Annotated in this window: 20 protein-coding genes and 1 pseudogene; 6 read left to right on the top strand and 15 right to left on the bottom strand. The window is 49.4% G+C overall.

Annotated features, from left to right (window positions below; translation table 11 throughout):
• Nucleotides 1-93: 93 nt before the first annotated feature.
• From ACH50O_RS06115 to ACH50O_RS06090, 6 genes are all read right to left on the bottom strand, one after another.
• The gene (locus tag ACH50O_RS06115) at nt 94-360 is read right to left on the bottom strand and encodes a hypothetical protein (RefSeq protein WP_446811138.1); all 267 of its coding nucleotides are present in this window, start codon (nt 358-360) and stop codon (nt 94-96) included.
• A 36-nt stretch (nt 361-396) separates the two neighbouring features.
• Nucleotides 397-654, bottom strand: coding sequence for a hypothetical protein (locus ACH50O_RS06110; RefSeq protein WP_446811137.1), 258 nt, complete (start codon nt 652-654; stop codon nt 397-399).
• Nucleotides 655-780: 126 nt separating this feature from the next.
• A complete protein-coding gene (locus tag ACH50O_RS06105; RefSeq protein WP_446811136.1) occupies nt 781-921 on the bottom strand; it encodes a hypothetical protein in 141 nt (46 codons plus the stop codon).
• A gap of 332 nt (nt 922-1,253) precedes the next feature.
• Nucleotides 1,254-1,688, bottom strand: a complete 435-nt coding sequence (locus tag ACH50O_RS06100; RefSeq protein WP_446811135.1) for a GNAT family N-acetyltransferase — start codon at nt 1,686-1,688, stop codon at nt 1,254-1,256.
• Between the two features lie 92 nt (nt 1,689-1,780).
• A complete protein-coding gene (locus ACH50O_RS06095) occupies nt 1,781-1,936 on the bottom strand; it encodes a hypothetical protein (protein WP_446811134.1) in 156 nt (51 codons plus the stop codon).
• Between the two features lie 67 nt (nt 1,937-2,003).
• Nucleotides 2,004-2,288 carry an NADPH-dependent FMN reductase gene (locus ACH50O_RS06090; protein ID WP_446811133.1) on the bottom strand — a complete coding sequence of 95 codons (285 nt, stop codon included), beginning with the start codon at nt 2,286-2,288 and terminating at the stop codon, nt 2,004-2,006.
• 217 nt (nt 2,289-2,505) lie between these two features.
• Between ACH50O_RS06090 and ACH50O_RS06085 the strand changes: the two genes are divergently transcribed.
• From ACH50O_RS06085 to ACH50O_RS06060, 6 genes and pseudogenes are all read left to right on the top strand, one after another.
• Complete coding sequence (locus tag ACH50O_RS06085) at nt 2,506-2,658, top strand: hypothetical protein (RefSeq protein ID WP_446811132.1); 153 nt, start codon at nt 2,506-2,508, stop codon at nt 2,656-2,658.
• Nucleotides 2,659-2,830: 172 nt separating this feature from the next.
• Nucleotides 2,831-3,247 (top strand): winged helix-turn-helix transcriptional regulator, encoded by a 417-nt coding sequence (locus tag ACH50O_RS06080; protein ID WP_446811131.1) that lies wholly within the window; start codon nt 2,831-2,833, stop codon nt 3,245-3,247.
• Nucleotides 3,248-3,419: 172 nt separating this feature from the next.
• Nucleotides 3,420-5,964 (top strand): annotated as a pseudogene (gene mutS / locus ACH50O_RS06075) (DNA mismatch repair protein MutS).
• Between the two features lie 165 nt (nt 5,965-6,129).
• Complete coding sequence (locus ACH50O_RS06070; protein ID WP_446811130.1) at nt 6,130-8,406, top strand: CHASE2 domain-containing protein; 2,277 nt, start codon at nt 6,130-6,132, stop codon at nt 8,404-8,406.
• A gap of 123 nt (nt 8,407-8,529) precedes the next feature.
• Nucleotides 8,530-8,979, top strand: a complete 450-nt coding sequence (locus ACH50O_RS06065) for a FecR family protein (RefSeq protein ID WP_446811129.1) — start codon at nt 8,530-8,532, stop codon at nt 8,977-8,979.
• Between the two features lie 14 nt (nt 8,980-8,993).
• Nucleotides 8,994-9,584, top strand: a complete 591-nt coding sequence (locus ACH50O_RS06060; RefSeq protein ID WP_446811128.1) for an OmpA family protein — start codon at nt 8,994-8,996, stop codon at nt 9,582-9,584.
• 48 nt (nt 9,585-9,632) lie between these two features.
• Here the strand turns inward: ACH50O_RS06060 and ACH50O_RS06055 are convergent, their stop codons facing one another.
• From ACH50O_RS06055 to rpsB, 9 genes are all read right to left on the bottom strand, one after another.
• On the bottom strand, nt 9,633-10,343 hold the full coding sequence (locus tag ACH50O_RS06055; RefSeq protein WP_446811127.1) for a DsbC family protein: 711 nt from the start codon (nt 10,341-10,343) through the stop codon (nt 9,633-9,635).
• A gap of 63 nt (nt 10,344-10,406) precedes the next feature.
• Nucleotides 10,407-11,771, bottom strand: coding sequence for an RIP metalloprotease RseP (gene rseP, locus ACH50O_RS06050; RefSeq protein ID WP_446811126.1), 1,365 nt, complete (start codon nt 11,769-11,771; stop codon nt 10,407-10,409).
• 3 nt (nt 11,772-11,774) lie between these two features.
• Nucleotides 11,775-12,959: a 1-deoxy-D-xylulose-5-phosphate reductoisomerase gene (gene ispC, locus ACH50O_RS06045; protein WP_446811125.1), complete on the bottom strand. Its 1,185-nt coding sequence runs from the start codon at nt 12,957-12,959 to the stop codon at nt 11,775-11,777.
• Nucleotides 12,956-13,879 (bottom strand): phosphatidate cytidylyltransferase, encoded by a 924-nt coding sequence (locus tag ACH50O_RS06040; RefSeq protein WP_446811124.1) that lies wholly within the window; start codon nt 13,877-13,879, stop codon nt 12,956-12,958. The genes ispC and ACH50O_RS06040 overlap by 4 nt, the downstream gene beginning before the upstream one ends.
• Before the next feature lie 38 nt (nt 13,880-13,917).
• Nucleotides 13,918-14,682 (bottom strand): isoprenyl transferase, encoded by a 765-nt coding sequence (locus ACH50O_RS06035; RefSeq protein WP_446811123.1) that lies wholly within the window; start codon nt 14,680-14,682, stop codon nt 13,918-13,920.
• A 12-nt stretch (nt 14,683-14,694) separates the two neighbouring features.
• Nucleotides 14,695-15,252: a ribosome recycling factor gene (gene frr / locus ACH50O_RS06030; RefSeq protein ID WP_446811122.1), complete on the bottom strand. Its 558-nt coding sequence runs from the start codon at nt 15,250-15,252 to the stop codon at nt 14,695-14,697.
• Nucleotides 15,253-15,256: 4 nt separating this feature from the next.
• Nucleotides 15,257-15,976 carry a UMP kinase gene (pyrH, locus tag ACH50O_RS06025; RefSeq protein ID WP_446811121.1) on the bottom strand — a complete coding sequence of 240 codons (720 nt, stop codon included), beginning with the start codon at nt 15,974-15,976 and terminating at the stop codon, nt 15,257-15,259.
• Between the two features lie 85 nt (nt 15,977-16,061).
• Entirely contained in the window at nt 16,062-16,940 is an 879-nt protein-coding gene (tsf, locus tag ACH50O_RS06020) for a translation elongation factor Ts (protein ID WP_446811120.1), read from the bottom strand.
• 122 nt (nt 16,941-17,062) lie between these two features.
• Nucleotides 17,063-17,806 (bottom strand): 30S ribosomal protein S2, encoded by a 744-nt coding sequence (gene rpsB, locus ACH50O_RS06015; protein ID WP_446811119.1) that lies wholly within the window; start codon nt 17,804-17,806, stop codon nt 17,063-17,065.
• Nucleotides 17,807-17,952 lie beyond the last annotated feature (146 nt).

The raw sequence follows: 17,952 nt of genomic DNA, 5'->3' as shown, positions 1-17,952 counted from the left end.
AGAGCCTGAGAGACCGGGCTAAATGACTGACTAAGACTTATCGTACCAAGCCAATTTTTAGTAGTGGATATTGCCCTAATTGACGCCATTTTTTTAAAGTGCCCCACCCAGCGATTCCTCGAGCACGATATCGGCATTGAGCCCGTACCAGCCATTGAACCGCTGACGATAGGATTCAAATGGTTCGCGCAGTGCTACACGCGAATCGTTACTCAGAGCGTAGGCCATGCCTTCGATCAGCCACTGCTCTCCGATTAATAACGTCAGGCTACCGAACTGATCGGCCTGCCAATAGTGAATAAGTTCGTGCGCCACGTAGTATGGCTGCCAGCCCCGCGGCGCGATGGCGAAACTGCCCAAGGTGAAGCCAGCCTTGTTAGCCAGCCCGAATGTAGACTAACATTTCGCCTTTTTACAAAAGATTATCTTCGGCTCGCCGATAGACAAGCTCCATTGTCTGGCAAGATAACTTTTCGAGTCCTTAAATAGAGATTCTGCCGCAGCAAGCCGAGATAAATCGTCTACGCATAGGTTTTGTTTGTTGCAATAGACGCCGAATGCTTCCAGAATCAGCACCCGAACCGGTTTGAAAAAAGCCAACGCAGAAATCGGCAACAGCAGCAGAATCACGACAGACCATTTAGTGTATTTCATCAACCTTCCTCCATGGTATCTAATGCAAAGTACCCGTTTGCTTAGCCAACTGTCGTTAAATACTGCCTCATTTTCCGACCGTCCACAGCCGCGAGACCGACCCCGCTGTTGCCCATAAGATCTAACCTAATCAATCAACAGAGCGCCGACACCCAAACTGCGAAACTCAGGAATAACGTAAAATGCTTGAATGACGCCTATATTGCCGCCGGCATATAAGGCATCCCTTTCTGTGATGGTCGAAACAGCCACTGGCATATTAGCCATCTATTAATATCGCTGACGCAACTTGCGCTCGCTGTTTCGCGAAAATCCCATCGTCGATAGATACCGCAACAGTAAACTCCATGCGCTAACCGACGACGCCAACGAACCCGTTTTGAAATGCGAAGCGGCAACATCCCAAAACACCGGGTAGCTCAGCAAAATATGGCTAAACCCCAGCGCCTTGGCCGACTCCAAAGAAGAGTAAGATCACTACAAACTGTAACATGGCATGCCGACGTAAGGTGCTGGCTGTTTTCCGGTGGCTCATCCGCTTACACCGGATAAATCATAACGCTTGATCTCGCCAACGTCTCACACTTTGGTTTTGCCTTTTAGCTCGAAGTATTGCGGTATAGCATGTATCGCTCCGCGACAGTCAACTGCATCGGGACAAACGCCACGCCATTATCTACGATGCCAGGCCCTTGCGGCTGAAAGCCTAGCCGCTTATAAAACGGCACGGCGGGCAGAGAGGAGTTGACAGTGAAGGTTTCCAGCGGACTAGCAGCCAGCGATAATTCGATAGCTCGCAACGCCAATGCTGTGCCGATGCCTTGGTATTGGAAAGCGGTCGCCACAAACAGATGAAAAACATGCTGCCCATCGCGGATGGCAACGACGCCGGCAAGCTTATCGTCAAACAATCCCAGCAGATAAAGGAAATTGGCATTGGAGATGTAACCGCCAATCGCCTGGGCGGAAGTGCTCGAAAAAAAACAACTCGGCGCCTTCGCCGGTTGGGTTAACCGTACAAAAACCGGCAACACTGCGAATCAGCCGGCTGATGTCGTCGGCATCTGTCGGCGCGGCGTGGCGAATGGTCAGCTGCGAATGCATGAATAAGCGGTCGTTTCGAGGTTCATTGGTTTGTAGCGGTAAAGTCCGGCAAGTTGTCGTAAACCTGCTCGACGGTTCGGTGTTCGGTTAGGGCTTTTACCACAGCCAGCAAGGGTTCGGCGCGAATGCCGGGCAAATCTTGTTCCAGAGAATGTTTCTCTAAGTGCCGCGTCAGCATGATGGGCGCGTGAGTTGGCGTTCAATACTGCGACCGGTTTGTAAGCAAAGCCCTCGAATGCCACCAGCTAATCCAGCGCGTTTTTGATGGTGCCGGTGGCACCGTGGGCATATTTCGGGCTGGCGACCAACAAGGCATCCGCCGAAGCCACTTCGTTGTGTAATTGCGCCGCGATGGCCGGAGGCGAGTTTTCCAAACCCGGATTGTATAAAGGCAAGTCGCCAAGTTCGGTAAACAGATAAACTTCAGTCGAGGCCGGTGCCAAACGCTTTACAGTGCCCAGCCCGCTGAACACCGGAAAACAAGCCTGAATGTCGGCGTCGATATCGGCAATGAAAATATCGAGGGTCATGGCATGCTTAGCAATCAAAAAGGTGTCTTTTGGCTTAAAACAAAATATGGGGCAGTTGAAACGCCTACCAACTTTGTTAGATTAGAGGCTGTTTACAATCTTCTAACAACTGTCAATGGTGACAGTGTATAACGCCATTCCGCTTTGCTGGTAAATCAGAATGTCGGCATATTTCCGTTTAGGATAAGCTTTCTAACAGTTTAACGTTGGTAAACCCATGAAAGGCTGGCAAGAAATTCAACTCCAAGCACTGCAAGCCAGTGATAGTGAACATCAGCTTTTACAAATCATTGTTTCGTTGGCTGCGGAATCGGGTTTTGATTACTGCGCCTACGGACTTCGATTGGCACTGCCGCTGATCCGACTATGATACCAGGGGCTGTGTAAATCCGAAGCAAAGACATATTGGTGGCAGTAGAATATGTGGGCGACATATACGATCCCCTGATTGACATTGGTTGCGGAATAAGCCTTGATTGATATACTTGCATTATGCAACCAATTATCCTGCTTCAATTGCAAAACGCAAGTAAATAAGCCAGATGTCCGAATCCAAGCTCGAACATAGATGTCCAATCGATTATGCCCTTGAAGTATTCGGAGACCGATGGACCTTGCTCGTACTCCGCGATCTGATGCTAAGCGGCAAACGGCACTACCGGGAGCTGATGACTTCGAAAGAAGGAATCGCAACTAACATTCTGGCTTCGCGACTGAAGAAAATGGAAGCGGACGGACTCGTTATTCGCAAACATAAGCCCGCAGACAAGCGCCAAGTGTTTTATGAACTAACGGACAAAGCGCTTGATTTGGTGCCTGTACTACTCGAGATTAGTCGCTGGAGTGTAATTTACGACAAACATACGGCAGCCCCACCGGATCTGATGCGTCGCTATCAAGATGAACCGCAGCAACTGATAGCAGATTTGCAGGAAGCGGCACGAGTTCGGCAAACATGATCGTTTTGGCAACAAAAACGAAAATTTGGATGCGGCTATCTACTCCTTTTGCCGAATCAAATTTGATATTGCTATATCCAACAAAAAATATTATTGATGCATCAACTGCTTACAAATGAATAACCCGAATATACAAGGCGCCAAGCAAGACGATAAAACCCAACACACTCCAATGATGCAGCAATTTCTGCGCATCAAGGCGCAACATCCGGATATTTTGCTTTTTTACCGTATGGGGGACTTTTATGAGTTGTTTTTCGACGATGCCAAGAAAGCGGCGCAATTACTCGATATTACGCTGACTGCGCGCGGCCATTCCGGCGGCCAACCCATTCCGATGGCCGGCATTCCTTATCATGCCGCCGAAAACTATATCGCTCGACTGTTGAAACAAGGCGAGTCTATCGCTATATGCGAGCAAATCGGCGACCCTGCCAAGTCCAAGGGGCCAGTGGAGCGCAAGGTGGTGCGTATTGTGACGCCAGGCACCGTCACCGACGAGGCCTTATTGGAAGACCGCAAGGACAATCTGTTAGTGGCATTGGCGGTATTCGACAAATTTTTCGGTTTGGCATCCCTGGACATCGGTAGCGGCAAATTCCTGCTGCAACAACTGGAAACCGAAACACAATTGCTCAGCGAAGTCGAACGTCTGAGTCCAGCCGAACTATTGTATAGCGAAGACCAAGCGCTGCCGGGCGCAATCAAGGAACGTCGAGGACTGTGCAAACGCCCGCCCTGGCATTTCGATTTGGATAGTTGCCGACAATTAATTCTAAAACAATTCAATAGCCACGATTTGCAAGGTTTCGGCTGCGAGCATTTACCGGCGGCGATTTGTGCCGCCGGGTGCCTGCTACAATATGTCCGCGATACCCAGCAAAGCGCCCTCCCGCATATTCAAGGCATTGTCGTCGAACATACAAACGACAGCATCAGCTTGGACGCGGCCAGCCGCCGCAATCTGGAATTGGATAGCCATCCCAGCGGTCAGTTGCAATACACGCTGCTTGGCGTACTGGATAAAACCGCGACCGCCATGGGCAGCCGTTGCCTGCGCCGCTGGCTGCACAGACCGTTACGCGACCAAGCTGCGGTCAACGGCCGTTATGCCTGTATTGCCAGCCTGCTGGAAAACGAACTTTACCAAGTATTACAGACCAGCTTGCGCCGAATTGGCGATATCGAGCGCATCAGCTCGCGGATCGCGCTGAAATCGGCCCGACCACGCGACCTGCTGACGCTGCGCCTCACGCTATCGGTACTGCCGGAGCTCCAATCGCAACTGACCGGCAGCAATAATACGCATTTGGAAACCTTGCGCGGACAGTTGCGCGAACATCCGGAGTTAGTTGATTTGCTGCAACGAGCGATAATTGACAATCCGCCGATGCTGATCCGCGACGGCGGCGTCATCGCGCCGGGCTATCATCCGGAACTCGACGAACTACGCAATCTCAGCCAGAACGCCGACCAGTTTCTACTGGACATGGAACAGCGCGAACGGCAAAGTACCGGCATAGCCACTCTGAAAGTCAATTACAACCGGGTGCATGGCTATTACATCGAAATATCGAATGCTCAAGCCGATAAAGTCCCGTTACATTACACCCGCAAACAAACATTGAAAGGTGCCGAGCGTTACATCACGCCGGAGTTAAAAAGTTTCGAAGATAAAGTACTTAGCGCAAGAGAAAAATCGTTAGCCTTCGAAAAGGCCTTATACGACGAATTATTAATCACGCTAGGCAATGCTTTAGTCGATCTACAAAGCTGCGCTACCGCATTGGCTGAACTGGATGTATTGGTCAATTTCGCGGAAAGGGCTGAAACTTTGAACCTGACGCAACCGTTTTTGACGCAGGAACCCGGTATTCAAATCGTCGGCGGCCGGCATCCGGTAGTCGAACAACTTTCAAGCCGGCCCTTCGTCGCCAACGACTTGGACTTTTCCGGCGATCGGCACATGCTGGTGATTACCGGCCCGAATATGGGCGGTAAATCGACTTATATGCGCCAAGCCGCTCTAATCGTCCTGCTGGCGCATATCGGCTGTTACGTGCCGGCACAATCGTTGCGCTGCGGACCGATAGACAAGATCTTCACTCGCATCGGTGCTTCCGACGATCTCAGCCGGCGGCCGCTCCACCTTCATGGTGGAAATGTCGGAAACGGCCAACATACTGCACAACGCCACCGCCAACAGCCTGATTTTGATGGATGAAATCGGCCGCGGTACCAGCACCTTCGACGGCCTGTCGCTGGCCTGGGCCTGTGCGGATTATCTGGCCCGTCAAACCCAGGCGTTTACGCTTTTTGCCACCCATTATTTCGAACTGACCACGCTTGCCGAAGAACAAAGTAATATCTACAACATCCACCTGGATGCGATGGAGCATGGCGACAAGATCGTATTTTTACACGCGGTTAAGGATGGTCCGGCCAGCCAGAGCTATGGTTTGCAGGTAGCCGCATTGGCGGGCGTGCCGCAATCGGTGATTGCCAACGCCAAGCATAAGCTGACGCAACTCGAAAATACTGCGTATATCGAACAGCAAAACCATAGCGAAGTAAATCAATTCGATTTATTTACCAGTCAGGAATGTCATCCCGCAGTGGTTTTATTGGAGGAACTCGACCCCGACCATATAAGTCCCCGGCAAGCCTTGGATACACTGTACCGGTTAAAGGCTTTGCTAAAGGTAAATAAGCGCTAAAGGTTTGCATATTGGGTAAAGGTTCCTAGGCGCCTTACCTGATCCGTTATTCCTGTTACCCAAAGAACAACGATTTCCCACAGCCGTTCAAAATATTTCTTTATTAATGAATTACCAGGCAAACTACTATACTTTGGACCCACTCCAATTAATCAATAGACGGCCATGGCGAAGCGCCAACTTGAAAAGTCCCTTATCGTATTGCTATTGGCGCTATTGACCGTCGGCCTAAGCTATACGGATGCGCTATGGCGCTTTGATCGCTGGATTTACGACGCCCAACTTAAATTACTGGCGAGTCCGGCGTCGCAAGACATTGTCATTATCGAAGTCGATCAAAAAAGTCTACAGCATCTGGGCCGCTGGCCCTGGTCTCGAGATATCCACGCCCGATTACTCGAAACCCTGCAACCGGCCCACCCCAAAGTTATCGCCCTGGACTTTATCTTCTCCGAACCGGATTTGCAGCACCCGGAGGCGGACGCGCGACTGGCCCGCGCGCTGACATCGGCTACGCCGGTAGTACTCCCCGTCGTTATCGAGCATAACGGTGCTACGGCGGTGGCGACGCTTCCCTTACCGGAGTATGCCAAAAACGCGGTGTTGGGACATGCCAACGTCGATCTGGATCAGGACGGCATCAGCAGAAGCATTTTGTTGCAAGTTGGCTTGAACCACTCGCGCTGGCCGGCGATGCCTTTGGCTATTTATTCTCTGTTACACCCGGAAATACTCACCGATTTGCCGGGTTTGCGCACAAACGAGTCTCAAGGCGAGTTACTTGGCGATTATCGGGTTTGGCTACCGTTTTTCGATACTAACGCGGATTTTGCCAGGGTTTCCTATGCCGATGTATTGAGCGGGGCGATTACCAAACATTTTTTTGCCGATAAATACGTGTTGGTTGGCTTAACGGCCAGCGGGATAGAGCGCGATTTACCGGCACCTTTGGCAATAGGCAACCGGCCGATGACGGGTGTGGATTTCGTCGCGGCAGGTTTGGACGGCTTTCTCAAACAACGTCTTTGGCAACCGCTACCGGGGCTTTGGCAGTTTTTATTTAGCTTAACAATTGCCGGTCTGGCAATTCAGATCAGCACCAGGTTTTCCCCGCGCTGGTTAGCACTTGTCGTATCGATCCTCTCTATCGCATTGTTACTGTTCAGTTTGGTTTTACTGCACACCAGTCACTATTGGTTCGCGCCATCGACAGCGATAGCGGTATTGTTTTGCAGCTATCCCCTACGTAGCTGGCGGCATTTCGAAAAATTAATCCAGTCGTTATTCGCGGAACGAAAACGGGCTTACATTACATTAAACGCGATAGTGGACGGCGTCATTGCCACTAACAACCACGGCGATATCGAGTATATGAATGCCGCGGCGCTCGATATTGTCGGCAGTAAATTACCGAAGACGAGCAGTCGCAATGTCGACGATATTTTTCGGGTCGAATTTGACGGCAAGCCTCATAGAATCGGCGAGCTAATTAAGGAAAGCGTTAATAAACACGGCCTACTAAAATTCAACAGCTGCCAGCTATCAATATTCGACCATCACACGATGAATGCCAATCTGACTATCTCGCCTATTTTTGGCAGTAAAGGCATGTTAATGGGCACGGTGCTGACGATCAACGATATTGGCGAACGGATGATTATGGCAAAAATGCTGTTGCAAAAGTCCGAGGAACAAAGCGTGATGCGGCAACTGATAAATCGTACCGAACAAGTTAGCTTGGCCAAAAGTCAGTTCTTATCGCAGATGAGCCACGAATTGCGTACGCCTCTGAATGCGATCATCGGCTTCGCGCAACTCATGCAAATGGACGATCCCGAGCATCCGCTGGCAGACTCCCATCTCGATTCGGTAAACGAGATACTCAAAGCAGGCCTGCACTTGCTGGGCCTTATCAACGAGTTACTGGATCTGGCAAAAATCGAGTCCGGTAAAATTAGTCTGAATATCGGCCGCATTGCTTTAACGGATCTGCTGAACGATTGCCATACGCTGATTAAGCCATTGGTGCACAACAAAGGGCTGCATTTAGTTATCGACAATCAACTTGCTAATGACATAATGCTGAAAGTGGATCCGAAGCGGGCAAAACAAATTTTATTAAACTTTCTATCCAACGCGGTCAAATACAATCGCCCCAACGGCACAATTAGCTTGAGCTGCATTGAGGCCGGAACCGGCAGAATACGGATCTCGGTCACCGACACCGGAGAAGGCTTAGCGGAACAAGAACAACAATTGCTGTTTCAATCTTTTCAACGCTTGGGGGCGGAACACACCGATATCGAAGGTACCGGTATCGGTCTGGCTATTACCAAGCAATTGGCCGAACTTATGCAGGGTAGCGTTGGGGTAAGCAGTATTCAAGGGGAAGGCAGCACTTTTTGGGTAGAGTTAGCGGTCAACGAACCCAAAGACCATTAACACCGCAAACCGAAGTCCGCGCTTTCCGCCCAACCCTGTCTATACTTATCAGCTAAATTTCAATCCTCTGCGTTGGATTGCGAATTTTGATCTCCCCAAAAACCACCGTTTGTCGAGGCCATCATGAAACATCTTCTCCCGTATTTGGGCGTCGGTTTAGCCGCCCTATGCATATCAAACCCGGTAACAGCCGACGATGCCGTAATCGGTTATATCAAAACCATTAACGAGCAGACGACGATTTCAGAAAGTGCTGGCCCGATTAAAGCCAGCTTGGGATCGCCGATACACGTCGGTAATGTCATAAAAACCGACGAAAACGGCTCTGCCGGTCTAACGCTGAAAGACAATACGATTTTGTCGATAGGTCCAAACACCGAACTAAAGATAGAAGGCTATCAATTCGAACCGCAACAGGACAAACTACAATTAAACGCCAACTTATTGAAAGGGACCCTGCACTATATATCCGGCGTCATCGCAAAACTCAAACCCGAGGCCGTCACTGTCAAAACTCCCACGGGTGTGATTGCGGTAAGAGGCACACGCTTTTTAGTCAAGATTGAAGAATAAGCCGAGTATTCGCCATGAAAACAATTTCTCTACCCAAAACCCTAACATTCGCGATTGCGCTAACTTTATCCGGCTGTGCCAAGTCTTATTTGGTGTTGCTGGAAGACCACGACGGATCCACCGGCAAAGTCACTTTCAACGGCGCAGGCGGTGAAACGCTGGTAGAACAGGCTGGTTACGGTGCGGCCCTGGACAATTCCAAAACGGTCTTCAAGGTCGAACAACAACAGATCAATAAGGACTTTGGTAAAGCCCTGGCCTCCGAGCCCGTATTACCCGAAATATTTTTATTATATTTTGAAACCGGCGGCACCAAGCTGACAGCAGAATCGGCGGCACTAATCCCCAAAATTATCGAAGCCGCCGGCAAACATCCAGCTGCTGATATTTCTGTAATCGGTCATACCGATACGGTAGGCGACGCGGAGAAAAATGAAAAACTGGCTGACGAGCGGGCGTTGCAGGTCAGCAAACTGTTCGACCCCAGCAAGCTGGATGTAAAGGAAGTCTCGGTGACATCTCACGGCGAGAAGAATTTACTGATTAAAACCGCCGATGATGTTTCAGAACCGAGAAATCGTCGGGTTGAGGTGACAATAAGATAAAACGCTTTCGATAGGCCGCCGGTTACGGCACCGGCGGCTTTGTAGGCGTTATTCGTTAGCCAAAACTTTAGCCAGCTGCGGTGCGGGCACGTATCCGGGCAGGATATTGCCTTTTTGGGTGACTATCATCGGCGTACCATTCATACCGAACGCTTCGCCCAAGGCCATATGCTCGTCCACCGGATTTTCGCAGGTTTTTGCATCCAGGTTTTCACCCTTTTTCGCAGCGGTCAAAGCTTTATTCTTATCCGCCGCGCACCATACCGATACGGCCTTCTTGTAGGAATCCGAACCCTTGCCGGCTCTAGGGAAAAACATGTAGCGTATGGTAATACCCTGCGCCATGTATTGATCGATTTCCGAGTGCAGCTTGCGGCAATATCCGCAATCGATGTCGGTAAATATAGACACGACATGCTTGCTGGTTTCGGGTTTGAAGATAATCATTTTCTGCTCGCCGATTTTATCCAGCGAGGCTTTACGCACACTAGCCAATTTGGCTTCGGTAACGTTTTTCTTCGCTTCCACATCGAACAATTGGCCTTGTAACAAATATTTACCATCTTCGGATGCATAAAAAATATTGCCGCCCATCGTCACTTCATATAAGCCTCGGACTTCGGAGGATTTAACGGAATCGACCTGCCCCCCCGGCATAAATTCGCTTAAAGCTTTTTTAATGGCCGCTTCATCGGCAAACGTAACCGGACTAATTAAAGTCGCCGCCGCCAACGCTACAATATATTTAATTTTTTTCATGGTGTTACCAGGGAAGATTTGAAAGGAATGCGGTTGACAATAATGCAGCACTTTTGTTCAGCGTTATTGAAATAATCTGCCTATATCGAGAAACATCGCCAAACCCATCAGCAGCATTAGTAGCAGCATACCGGCCTGCTGAAAATATAATTGTACTTTTTCGGACACAGGACTGCCTTTGATTGCCTCAACCGCGAAAAATAGCAAATGACCGCCGTCCAGAACCGGCACCGGCAACAAATTCAAGACACCTAAACTGACGCTGACCAAACCTAAAAACTTTAAAAAAGCTGTCAGTCCCATATCTGCCGACTGGCCGGCATATTGAGCAATACTGATGGGGCCGCTCAAATTTTCGACGGAGGCCGAGCCGACCAGCATTTTCCCCATCATTTTTAACGTCGTGACCGCATAAAACCAAACCCTTTGTCCCGCCACCGGCAGGGCCTCCCAAGGCGATAGCGAATGTTTGACCAACATCGACTCCAGCAGCTCTTTAGGTGCATCGACCCCGGCACCGATCTTACCGACCGCCTTGCCATCGCTCTGTTGTTCCTTGCGCGGCGTAATGTTTAATGGCAGTTGGGCGCCATTACGTTCCAAAAGTAATTTGATTTCCACATCGGGCCTTGCCTGCACATAATCGACCCAATGTTGCCAATCGACGATCGGACTGCCGTCGGCAGTAAGAATTAAATCCCCACTTTGCAAACCGGCTTGTTTCGCGACGCCATCGTCCATCAGTTTGCCGATGACGGGCTTAATGCTAGGCGCCCAAGGTTTCAAACCTAAGCGTTTATGCAGGGTTTCCGGAGTTTGAGTGTCTTGTTCCGACAAGTGCAGTAAACGAACTTGCTGACTATCGTCAATAGCTTTGGTCAGAACTGCTATTTCCGTTTTGCCGTCAATCGCCAAGGTCAAAAGCCGATCCAAAGCTTCTATCCAGGTAGGCGTCGCCGCATCGTCAATACGCAAAATTTCGTCGCCTTTGACAAAACCAGCCTGTTCGGCCAGAGAGCCGGCTTCAACACCGCCAACCACCGGTTTGACACCAAGTTCACCAATTACCAACACCAGCCAGAATAGAGCGACTGCCAATAATAAATTGAATACCGGTCCGGCCGCCACCACGGCAGTACGGGCGAGCAACGGCTGACGATTAAATGCGTAAGGCAAATCTTCGGGCTTGACCGCTTCTTCACGCTCGTCAACCATTTTCACATAACCGCCCAAAGGAATGGCGGCAATGACAAATTCGGTATCGTTAACGGATTTTCGCCAAGTGGCTAGCGGCTTACCAAAGCCGATGGAAAAACGAATGACTTTGACACCCACCTTGCGTGCCACCCAAAAATGGCCGAATTCATGAAACGCCACCAGCACTGCGATGGCAACAATGAAATAAAACAGGGTATGCAAAGTTTCCATTGCTTAGTGTGCGAGCTGCGCGATCACAGCATGAGCGACTTCCCGGGCTTGGCGGTCGGCTTCCAGGATGTGTTCCAGTGTATCGGCAGTATCCGCGGTGAATTGCGCCATGCTGCGTTCGATGATGCGCGCAATATCGGTAAAGCGTACCCGTTCATTTAAAAATGCTTCCACGGCAATTTCATTGGCCGCGTTCAATACGGTAGGCATGATACCGCCGGCTTTAATAGCCTCGTATGCCAATCTTAAACACGGAAAACGCTGTAGATCCGGTTGTTCGAAATCCATATGTCCCACTTCGAATACATTCAACGGTGTAACACCGGAATCGAAACGTTCCGGCCAGGCCATGGCATAGGCGATCGGCGTGCGCATATCGGGATTGCCCATTTGTGCCAGTACCGAACCATCCACGTAATCGACCATGGAATGGATGATGCTTTGCGGATGAATTACTACTTGAATCGCATCGGGATCCATATTGAACAGCAGACAAGCCTCGATCAACTCCAAGCCTTTATTCATCATGGTTGCCGAATCCACAGAGATTTTTCTGCCCATGTCCCACTTCGGATGAGCGACTGCCTGTTCAGGGGTCACAGTATCCAAATCGGCAAGCGGCGTTTGCCGGAACGGACCGCCAGATGCCGTCAACAGGATACGCCGGGCTTGTTTCGCGGAGTGTCCGGTCGTGTAGCCGCCGGGCATACATTGGAATATTGCGTTATGTTCGCTATCGATAGGCAACAGCGTGGCGCCGTTGTCGGCAACGGCTTGCATGAAGATTTGCCCGGACATCACCAACGCTTCCTTATTGGCCAGCAACACGGTTTTACCGGCTTTTGCCGCCGCCAAGGTCGGCAATAAACCTGCTGCACCGACGATGGCCGCCATGACCGCGTCCACGCTATCCAAGGTTGCTACTTGCGTCAAGGCTTCGACGCCGGCTAATACCTTTAGGTCGGCTATGGGTGATCCCGCGAGTTTAGCTTTGAAGGCTGGAACATTATCCGCGTTAGCCACTACCGCATATTCAGGGCGATGAAGCAAACATTGTTCATACAACGCGTCAATATTACCGTTGGCGGTTAAAGCCACGACCTTGTATTGATCCGGATGGCGGGCAACGACATCGAGAGTGCTGACACCTATCGAACCGGTCGCGCCGAGTATGCAAATACCTTTCATGCGTAAAAAACCCTACCAATCAGTAAAATGCCAGCATAAAAAAACGGGGCCGCAGCGATAATACTATCGACTCTATCTAAGATACCCCCGTGCCCCGGCAACAAGTTACCGCTATCCTTGACGCCTTTTTTGCGTTTTATCAGACTGAAAAACAGATCGCCGTAGATAGAAATTAGTACAGTCATCACCGACAATATCAGCATATCGGTCCAAACCAGCCCGTTCAGAAATCTCAACATACCGGATTGCGCTTCTTCAGATTCCGCGGCCGTCATCCAGCCATAGACTGTAAAACCTATACCGCAAACTGCCGCCGCCGCTAAAGCCCCATACATCCCCTGCACCGTTTTACCTGGGCTGATTTCCGGAGCCAATTTGTCTTTACCCCATGTTTTGCCGGCAAAAAACGCAGAAATATCGGCTGCCCATATCAGCAGCAAGAAATACAGCACCATGCCCGGACCGTAATAAGCTCGCAATTTACTGAGGAACATCCATGCCGCAAGCAAAACTAACCAACCGCTTAATGCTTTAAAACCGGGTTTAAATTCCATATTAAGTAATTGCGGCCCGGCTTTTCGAATTAAAACCATAATCAATACCCAAAAAAACACGGGCGCGATCACAAACCATTCCAAAGCATCGGAATAATCCTTAATTTCAGGCCATTCCATCGCCTCGCTTAATAACTCCAGTAATACGGTCCAATAGGTGACGCCTAGCATCGGCACAATCAATGCCAATACAAAAAATATTTTTCTGGTAAGCGTGCTTACATCAGTCAAAGCCATCCATTCGTAAGCGGCTATTAGCGTAATTACTGCAATGAAAAGAGAGAAATAAAGACTTGGCAGTTGCAACACCGCCGTGATGACCACGGTGGCCAACACCAGCGCGGTTAAGATACGTTTTAGTAACATGTTTTTGATTTTTAATTATTATGGTTATAGAAAAATCCCTAGAGAACTCTGTTATCTATCACTTGTTCGCCGGTATGTCCGAAGCGTCGTTGCCGGCCTTTAAAACTATTGATGGCCTTGTCCAGCGCATCCTGATCGAAATCCGGCCACAGCGCATCGGTAAAATAAAATTCCGTATAAGCCAATTGCCATAACAGAAAGTTACTAATACGTTCCTCGCCCCCCGAACGAATAAATAAATCAGGTTCCGGCAACTCCGCAGTTACCAAATACTGGCTTATTAATTGTTCGGAAATCGCTTGTTCCTCAATACTGCCACTGCGAATATCCGCGACTATTTTCCGTAAGGCTTGGGTAATATCCCAACGCCCGCCGTAATTAGCCGCAATTAGCAAAGTTAAACCGGTATTGTGCTCGGTTTGCGTTTCGGCCGTCGCGATTTTCCCCTGAAGTTTTTCCGGAAACGCACTTTTATCGCCGATGATTTTTAGCCGGATATTATTTTTATCAAGCTTATCGACTTCGGATTGCAATGTGTTCATGAATAGTTCCATCAACAAACTGACTTCATCCTGCGGCCGCCGCCAATTTTCGCTGCTGAATGCAAATAGCGATAAAACTTCGATATTTTGCTTGGCGCAATATTCGACAATTTTTCTGACCGCCTTAACGCCGGCATAATGTCCCATAATCCTCGGCATCAGGCGTTTTTGCGCCCAGCGGCCGTTACCATCCATGATGATGGCAATATGCCGGGGATTGCCGTTATTTATTGCCGGTTTATCGTTATCAGCAGCAGTCATCTCGCCTCTCGATTACATGGAAAGTAAATCGGCTTCTTTTTCTTCAAGATGCTTTTCCACTTCTTTAATGTATTGATCGGTGAGTTTTTGGATCTTCTCTTCACCCTGACGGGCGTCGTCCTCGGAAATCAATTTCTCTTTTAATGCATCCTTGATGGCGGCGTTGGCATCACGGCGAATATTACGAATCGCCACCCGGCCTTGTTCCGCTTCGTTTTTGACGATTTTAACCAGATCACGACGGCGCTCTTCGGTCAATGCCGGCAAAGGCAGCCTGATCACGGTACCTTGCGTGGCCGGATTCAAGCCCAAACCGGAAGACATAATGGCTTTTTCGATGGCCTGGATCATGCTTTTTTCCCAAGGCACTACTTTCAATGTGCGTGCGTCCTCAACGGACACGTTAGCAACCTGCGACAAAGGCGATTCGTTGCCGTAATAAGTCACGCTGATTTGATCCAGCAGGCTGGGATGGGCCCGCCCCGTTCGAATTTTGGTAAACGCTTTTTGCAACGCTTCTATACTTTTCACCATTCGCGTCGCGGCATCTTGTTGAATATCGCTGATCATTCTGTTAGTTCCTCTCGATTAGGGAGCCTATATCTTCGCCGCGCATCAAGCGCATAACCGCTCCCGGCTCAAACACATTCATTACCCGCATGGGCAGGTTATTATCCCGGCACAATACCAGGGCGGTGGTATCCATAACATTTAAGCGTTGATCGATGGCTTCGTCATACGTCAATCGCGGATAAAACTCCGCATCGGCAACTTTATTAGGGTCAGCCGAATAAACGCCCTTAACTTTTGTCGCTTTGATCATTAGGTCGGCGTCGATTTCAATAGCACGCAAGCTGGCGGCGGTGTCGGTGGTAAAAAACGGGTTACCGGTGCCGGCGGCAAAAATCGCCACCCGGCCTTTCTCCAAATGTCTGACCGCGCGCCGACGGATATAGTCTTCGCACACTTGATTAATTTTCAGGGCCGTCATTACCCTAACCGGCTGGCCCAGATATTCCAGTGCATCCTGCATGGCCAACGCGTTAATGACGGTGGCCAGCATGCCCATTTGATCGCCTGTGACTCGGTTCAGTCCTTCCGAAGCCTTCTCGCCGCCGCGTAAAATATTGCCGCCGCCGATCACCAAGCCAACCTGGATACCTGCATCGCATAAGTCTTTCACTTCCTGAGCCAAGCGTTGAACAATCTCGGGATCGATACTGCCGCCCCGCTCGCTTGCCAGTGCTTCGCCGCTCAATTTAAGTAAAATTCTCTGACAAATCAATTGACTCATATTCAAATATCCACCGTAAACATGGGTTTAAAGCAACGAAATTACTATAAATAAACCCGGCGAACCGGGTTTATTCGAAGGGCTTTTAGCCTCTGACCTGCGCCATTACTTCGGCGGCAAAATCTTCTTCTTTTTTCTCGATGCCTTCACCGACTTCGAAACGGGCGAAACGCACCACGGCATTGCCTTTGGAAGTCAACAATTTACCAACCGTAACGCTGTCGTCCTTAATAAAAGGCTGACCCAATAAAGTGACTTCCGCCAGGAATTTATTGATGCGTCCGCCTATCATTTTTTCAACGATCTCGGCAGGCTTACCACTTTCCAGCGCTTGCGCGGCAAAAATTTCTTTTTCCTTGGCAATGACATCGGCGGATACTTGGTCGTCCGATACATATTCAGGTTTGGCGGCGGCCACATGCATAGCCACGTCTTTACCTAACGCCGGATCATTTTTAGCCAATTCGACGATAACACCAATTTTACTACCGTGCAGGTAAGCTGCTTGGCCGCCATCGGTAGTGGTGAATTTAACAAAACGGCGCACGGTAATGTTTTCGCCAATTTTAGCAATCAATGCACGACGGGTATCGTCTACGCTGATACCGGTGCTCAATGTCATTGCTTGTAAGTCTTCGTCGCTATTGACATTAGCGCTCAACAAACTGTTGACAACATCATTGGCAAAACCAATAAAATCATCACCTTTGGCCACGAAATCGGTTTCACAGTTAACGTCAACCATCACTACGGTTTTAGCGTCATCGGAAACTTTAACGCCGATTACGCCTTCAGCAGCAATCCTGCCGGATTTTTTATCGGCTTTTGCCAGACCGGATTTACGCATGTTTTCAATGGCCAGTTCCATGTCGCCATTAGCTTCGACCAGGGCTTTCTTGCACTCCATCATGCCTGAGCCGGTACGCTCACGCAATTCCTTGACCATCGCCGCACTAATACTCATCGTTTTTTCCTCAAATTTTATTAACTAAAAAAACGCCTCACAAAGGAGGCGTTTAAAAGACAGTCTGTTCTGCATACCAGATTCAGCAGCGCTCAACCACATTGGTCGAGCGCGTTTAAAACTTACGCTTCCGCTACGACTTCTTCTACAAAATCGTCGGCTTTGGCTGAAGCATCCATGCGCAATGCTTTGGCTTCCAGCACGGCGGCTGAAGCGCTTTGGCAATACAAAGTCACTGCACGGATAGAATCGTCGTTACCTGGAATGACGTAATCTATTTTTTCGGGCGAATTGTTCGAGTCAACCACGCCGACCACAGGAATACCCAATTTCTTGGCTTCCATAATGGCATTTTTTTCATAACCAACGTCCAGCACAAAAATAGCGTCGGGTGTGCCGCGCATATCTTTGATACCGCCCAGGCTGCGCTCCAATTTTTCAAGCTCGCGCTCCATGCCCAAGGCTTCTTTCTTGCTGAAACGTTGGTACAAAGTGCCATCGGCTTTCATCGCTTCCAGTTCTTTCAAACGGTTGATGGATTTTTTGATGGTTTTGAAGTTGGTCAACATGCCGCCCAACCAACGATGGTTGACGTAGGGCATGCCACAACGTTTTGCTTCTTCGGCTACTACTTTACGCGCCGCTTTTTTGGTACCGACAAACAAAATGGTACCTTTGTTGGCGGTCATTTGGCCGAGATAGTTCATCGCATCGTTAAACAATGGAAGAGTTTGTTCCAAGTCGATGATATGAATTTTGTTACGGGCTCCAAACAAGTATGAAGCCATTTTCGGGTTCCAGTAACGGGTTTGATGTCCAAAGTGAACACCCGCTTCCAGCATTTGACGCATTGACACTGCTGCCATTTACTTCTCCTAAAATTGCCGAATAATTCGGCGTTGGGTTACGCCTCCACTCGCCCCGACCAGTGACCGAAAACCTAAAACAGACTTTCAGCACCCCACCGACCGTGTCGACAAGTGTGAGTATTGGTTACATAGTGAACTTGCCT

This window comes from Methylomonas sp. 2BW1-5-20, from assembly GCF_052474515.1.
Note: the sequence above shows the minus strand (reverse complement) of the source record. Positions and strands in the feature narration are given on the sequence as shown.

Bases quoted from the DNA above. Each gene is read 5' to 3' on its own strand.
- ACH50O_RS06110 (WP_446811137.1), bottom strand. From the start codon at position 654: ATGAAATACACTAAATGGTCTGTCGTGATTCTGCTGCTGTTGCCGATT.
- ACH50O_RS06105 (WP_446811136.1), bottom strand. From the start codon at position 921: ATGGCTAATATGCCAGTGGCTGTTTCGACCATCACAGAAAGGGATGCC.
- ACH50O_RS06095 (WP_446811134.1), bottom strand. From the start codon at position 1,936: ATGCTGACGCGGCACTTAGAGAAACATTCTCTGGAACAAGATTTGCCC.
- ACH50O_RS06090 (WP_446811133.1), bottom strand. From the start codon at position 2,288: ATGACCCTCGATATTTTCATTGCCGATATCGACGCCGACATTCAGGCT.
- ACH50O_RS06085 (WP_446811132.1), top strand. From the start codon at position 2,506: ATGAAAGGCTGGCAAGAAATTCAACTCCAAGCACTGCAAGCCAGTGAT.
- ACH50O_RS06080 (WP_446811131.1), top strand. From the start codon at position 2,831: ATGTCCGAATCCAAGCTCGAACATAGATGTCCAATCGATTATGCCCTT.
- ACH50O_RS06070 (WP_446811130.1), top strand. From the start codon at position 6,130: ATGGCGAAGCGCCAACTTGAAAAGTCCCTTATCGTATTGCTATTGGCG.
- ACH50O_RS06065 (WP_446811129.1), top strand. From the start codon at position 8,530: ATGAAACATCTTCTCCCGTATTTGGGCGTCGGTTTAGCCGCCCTATGC.
- ACH50O_RS06060 (WP_446811128.1), top strand. From the start codon at position 8,994: ATGAAAACAATTTCTCTACCCAAAACCCTAACATTCGCGATTGCGCTA.
- ACH50O_RS06055 (WP_446811127.1), bottom strand. From the start codon at position 10,343: ATGAAAAAAATTAAATATATTGTAGCGTTGGCGGCGGCGACTTTAATT.
- rseP (WP_446811126.1), bottom strand. From the start codon at position 11,771: ATGGAAACTTTGCATACCCTGTTTTATTTCATTGTTGCCATCGCAGTG.
- ispC (WP_446811125.1), bottom strand. From the start codon at position 12,959: ATGAAAGGTATTTGCATACTCGGCGCGACCGGTTCGATAGGTGTCAGC.
- ACH50O_RS06040 (WP_446811124.1), bottom strand. From the start codon at position 13,879: ATGTTACTAAAACGTATCTTAACCGCGCTGGTGTTGGCCACCGTGGTC.
- ACH50O_RS06035 (WP_446811123.1), bottom strand. From the start codon at position 14,682: ATGACTGCTGCTGATAACGATAAACCGGCAATAAATAACGGCAATCCC.
- frr (WP_446811122.1), bottom strand. From the start codon at position 15,252: ATGATCAGCGATATTCAACAAGATGCCGCGACGCGAATGGTGAAAAGT.
- pyrH (WP_446811121.1), bottom strand. From the start codon at position 15,976: ATGAGTCAATTGATTTGTCAGAGAATTTTACTTAAATTGAGCGGCGAA.
- tsf (WP_446811120.1), bottom strand. From the start codon at position 16,940: ATGAGTATTAGTGCGGCGATGGTCAAGGAATTGCGTGAGCGTACCGGC.
- rpsB (WP_446811119.1), bottom strand. From the start codon at position 17,806: ATGGCAGCAGTGTCAATGCGTCAAATGCTGGAAGCGGGTGTTCACTTT.